This is a genomic window from Streptomyces sp. AF1A, from assembly GCF_047340315.1.
Lineage (GTDB): Bacteria > Actinomycetota > Actinomycetes > Streptomycetales > Streptomycetaceae > Streptomyces.
This window is the reverse complement of sequence record NZ_JBLEBI010000318.1, coordinates 1-3,579: the sequence shown is the minus strand read 5'-3', so window position 1 is coordinate 3,579 and position 3,579 is coordinate 1. Positions and strand designations below refer to the sequence as shown.

The 3,579-nt window shown below is 74.6% G+C and carries 3 protein-coding genes; all 3 read right to left on the bottom strand.

The annotated features are described in order from the left end of the window. Positions 1-208: hypothetical protein (locus ACLU3S_RS36275; RefSeq protein ID WP_413956234.1), on the bottom strand; the 208-nt coding region annotated here is incomplete at its 3' end. Between the two features lie 7 nt (positions 209-215). After that, positions 216-1,238 (bottom strand): AAA family ATPase, encoded by a 1,023-nt coding sequence (locus ACLU3S_RS36270; protein ID WP_413956233.1) that lies wholly within the window; start codon positions 1,236-1,238, stop codon positions 216-218. Positions 1,239-1,349: 111 nt separating this feature from the next. Then, positions 1,350-3,536, bottom strand: coding sequence for a trypsin-like peptidase domain-containing protein (locus tag ACLU3S_RS36265; protein ID WP_413956232.1), 2,187 nt, complete (start codon positions 3,534-3,536; stop codon positions 1,350-1,352). Between the last annotated feature and the right edge of the window lie 43 nt (positions 3,537-3,579).

Here is a 3,579-nt window from a genome sequence, read left to right as displayed (position 1 = left end):
CCCAGCGAGCCAGCCACAGCGCGTCGCACACCCCTTCGGCGTCCGGATCCAGGCCGGCCTGCCGCAATCGCGCGACGAGCAGGGCAACGAGGTCCCCACCACCGTCTCCGGCCGGCTCCACGCCGGATCCGGGCCCGAAGCCGTGGTCGGGGAGGGAGGTGTGGTCGGGGTCGGAGTCCGGGCCGTGGCGGGCGGTCGCGTCGGACATCGGTGACTCACCTCGGCCGGTCGAGCCGCTGGATGAGCAGGTCGGCGAGGCGCTCGCGACTGGGCGGTGCGGCCGCGTCGGTGAGGTAGATCGCGTTCAGCAACTGGTCGGCGGCGAGGAGTTCGCTGCGGGAGCGCTCCAGGAAGCGGGAGATCAGGTCGTCGCCGGCGCGCGCCGCCTCGTCGCCGAGGTGGGCCCGCACGAAGGTGGCCAGCCGCTTGTGGTCGGGCCGCTCCAGCTCCAGGTGGATGCAGCGGCGCATCAGGGGCGCCGGGAAGTCCCGTTCGCCGTTGCTGGTGAGGACCACGAACGGGAAGGCCCGGCACCGTACCCGGCCGTCGCGGACGCGGACCTTGGTGCCGTCGGCGGTGAGCACCTCCGCCTCGCCGTCCGGCAGCCGGTCCGCCACGCGTTCCAGCTCCGGTATCCCGAACTCGCCCTCCTCCAGGACGTTCAGCAGGTCGTTGGGCAGGTCGATGTCGCTCTTGTCGAGTTCGTCGATGAGCAGGACCCGGGGCGTGTCCGAGGGCAGCAGGGCGGTGCCGAGCGGCCCGAGCCGGATGTAGCTGCCGATGGCCTCGACGGAGCCGGGGGCGCCGGCGGCGCTGCCGTACCCGCCCTGCGCGGCGATCTGGACGTCCTGGAGGCGGGCGATGGCGTCGTAGTGGTACAGCCCGTCCTGGAGGGTGGAGCGGCTGACGATGGGCCAGCGCAGCACCTCCCCGAGCCCCAGTTCGTACGCCACGGAGTGGGCCAGTGTGCTCTTGCCGGCGCCGGGGCTGCCGGTGACGAGCAGCGGGCGGCGCAGATACAGCGCCGCGTTGATCATCTCCAGTTCCTCGGCGCCGGGCCGGTGCAGCTCCGCCAGGTGCCGGTGCGCGCCCAGCCGCCGGTCCCGCGAACCGTCGCCGACGGCCGCCGAGTCCCGGCCGGTGAAGTCCCGCCAGGGCGGCGGCGGGGGCAGCCTGGACATGCCGTCGTGGGGTTCGCCGGCGCCTCGGTAGATGAGCCACTCGCTGGATTCGGTCATGATCCGGTCCTCGTCGTCACTCGTCCGCCAGGGCTGCCGTCGAACGTGCATCACGGTATCGATCCCGAGGACACCTGGTAAGAGGATGTGGCACGGGCAGGGCACGTGGCATCAGGGAGCCTCCAGCAGATCGCCTGTTCCGGGAAGAGGCTGGTGCGGGTCGTCGTACAACAGCGCGATGCCGTCGGCCCAGTAGGCCTCCGGGAGCCCGGCGCGCACCTTCATCCGCAGCCCGTGCACCAGGTCGGGCAGGGACGCGGCGCCGTGCCCGTCGTCGACCGACAGGGTGACCCCCCGGTGGAACTCCCCGCACACGGAGTCCGACCAGTGCCGGGGGCGGCGCCACAGGGCCACGCCGAAGCCCGCGTGCACGATCCTGCCGAGCGCGTCGGCGTCGTCCTCGTAGCGCAGGTCGCCGAAGCGGCACAGCACGGGCACGGTCGGGTGCGCCAGCCGGCGCAGGTCGGCCACGGCCGGCACCGGCCGGCGCACCCCGTCGTCGCAGTCCAGCACCTCGGCCCGGGCGTCCTGGGCGTGCAGCCGCCGCCAGCGGTCCCGCCGTTCGAGGTCGTCGTCCTCCTGGGCGACCCACTGCCCGAAGTCCACGCTGCCGGCGAGCAGTTGGTCGCGGTCGGAGCAGCGTACGACGACGGGGCGCTGGGCGCCCAGGGGCGGATCGTCCGGCCCCAGCCGCCACTCGTCCACGGGCAGACCGAGCAGCAGGTGCGGCAGCGCCACGTGCAGGGCCACGGGCCGCCCGGGTTCGTCACAGCGGCGGAAGGCCTCGGCGAGTGGCGCGGCGGTGCGCGCGGCGAGGTCGTCCAGGGGGGTGCGCTCGACCTCGTCCAGCCGGGTCACCTCCCCGTCGGGCCGGGTCACACAGACCGCCCAGTCGCAGCGGTCGGGTTCCCAGCCCCGGCGCTCCACCTCCAGCAGCACGGACGGCTCCTTGCCGGGGGCCCGCGCGGAGTCCGGCGGGGTGGTGCGGGCGGAGTTGTCGAGCACTGGGCCGGACCGCGGGTCGAACACCTGGTCGGGGGCGTCGGGCAGCCGGGGAGGGGGCGCCCCGGGCAGCAGCACGACGGACGTACGGCGGCGCACGCCGAGCCACTCCGCCCGGCGCCGGGCGAGGGCGTTGCGGTAGCCGCTGTCCAGGCTCGTCGCGGCCTGCTTCACCCAGTCCCACAGGGCCTGTTCGGCGGCGAACGCGCTCGGGGTCGGCGGGCGGTCGGCCGCCATCACCGCCATCGCGTAGTCGAGGACGAGCCGGAGGCATCCTCCGTGCCGCACGTTCTCGTACAGCACGCCGAGTCCGTCCCGCCAGCCGCGCGGGGCGGGCGTCAGGTACGGCAGCCGGAAGTTCGGCAGGGAGTCCAGCAGGTCGAGCAGGCCGCGGGTGCTGGCGGGCGGTGGCAGGTCGGCCAGCCGGCCCAGCAGCTCGCTGCGCTCGTGCGGGGTGAGCGTCCGGCCGGGCCGCGCACCCAGCTCGCCCTGGACGTCGGCCCAGGTGGGGCGCCTGGACTCGGAGGGCTGCTGCCGGTCGCGGTGGTAGCGGTCGTGGGCGTGGAAGACCGCCTGGTAGACGTCGTCGTGTTCGCTGCGCACCGCGTCCTGGGGCGCCCGCAGCGTGCGCAGCCGCTCGATGCCGGTGGAGGTGCCGCCCGAGCCGTGGTCGGCACGGGACTTCAGCACACCCACGACCTCGCCGCGCACCGGGTCGACCACCGGCCCGCCGGAGACGCCGGGCGGCAGGTCGTTGTGGCCCAGCCGCATCTGCGCCCCCTCCGACCAGCCGCCGATGGTGCCCTGCACGGTCAGGAACCCGTCCAGGATCTGCAGCCGGCCTCCGGTGACGGTCCAGCCCGCGTAGTACACGCGGCCGTCGCTGAGGAGCGCGGCGGGCCGCTCCGATACGTACACGCAGTCGTGGCCGACGGGCCGGCGCAGCCGGACGAGCGCGAGGTCCGGGGCCGGCCAGCTGCCCCGTACGACCCCGTCCACCCGCTCCGGCAGGGTCGCGGCGACACGGCCCGGGACGGCGGACGGGCCGTGCCCCGGGCGGGTCTCGTAGACCACCTCGACCTCGCCTCCCCCCTCGCCGTGTATCACGTGTGCGCAGGTCAGAACCCAGTTCGGGGCGATGAAGAAACCGCTGCCGAGGAAGGTGCCGGGCTCGTCCAGGGCATACCCGACACCTGTGCGATGAATGCGCACGGTCGCTGTCATGACGAGTTCACGCAGCGCATGCCGGGCAGCGTCCAGCCCGCCCGGTGCGCCCCCGTCGTTCGGCTCCGTCATGCCTCGCCCCCGGCCCCGTCGCCCGGAGCCCCTCCGTGCACCG

Coding starts and splice junctions, on each gene's coding strand:
- ACLU3S_RS36270 (WP_413956233.1), bottom strand. CDS start 1,238: ATGACCGAATCCAGCGAGTGGCTCATCTACCGAGGCGCCGGCGAACCC.
- ACLU3S_RS36265 (WP_413956232.1), bottom strand. CDS start 3,536: ATGACGGAGCCGAACGACGGGGGCGCACCGGGCGGGCTGGACGCTGCC.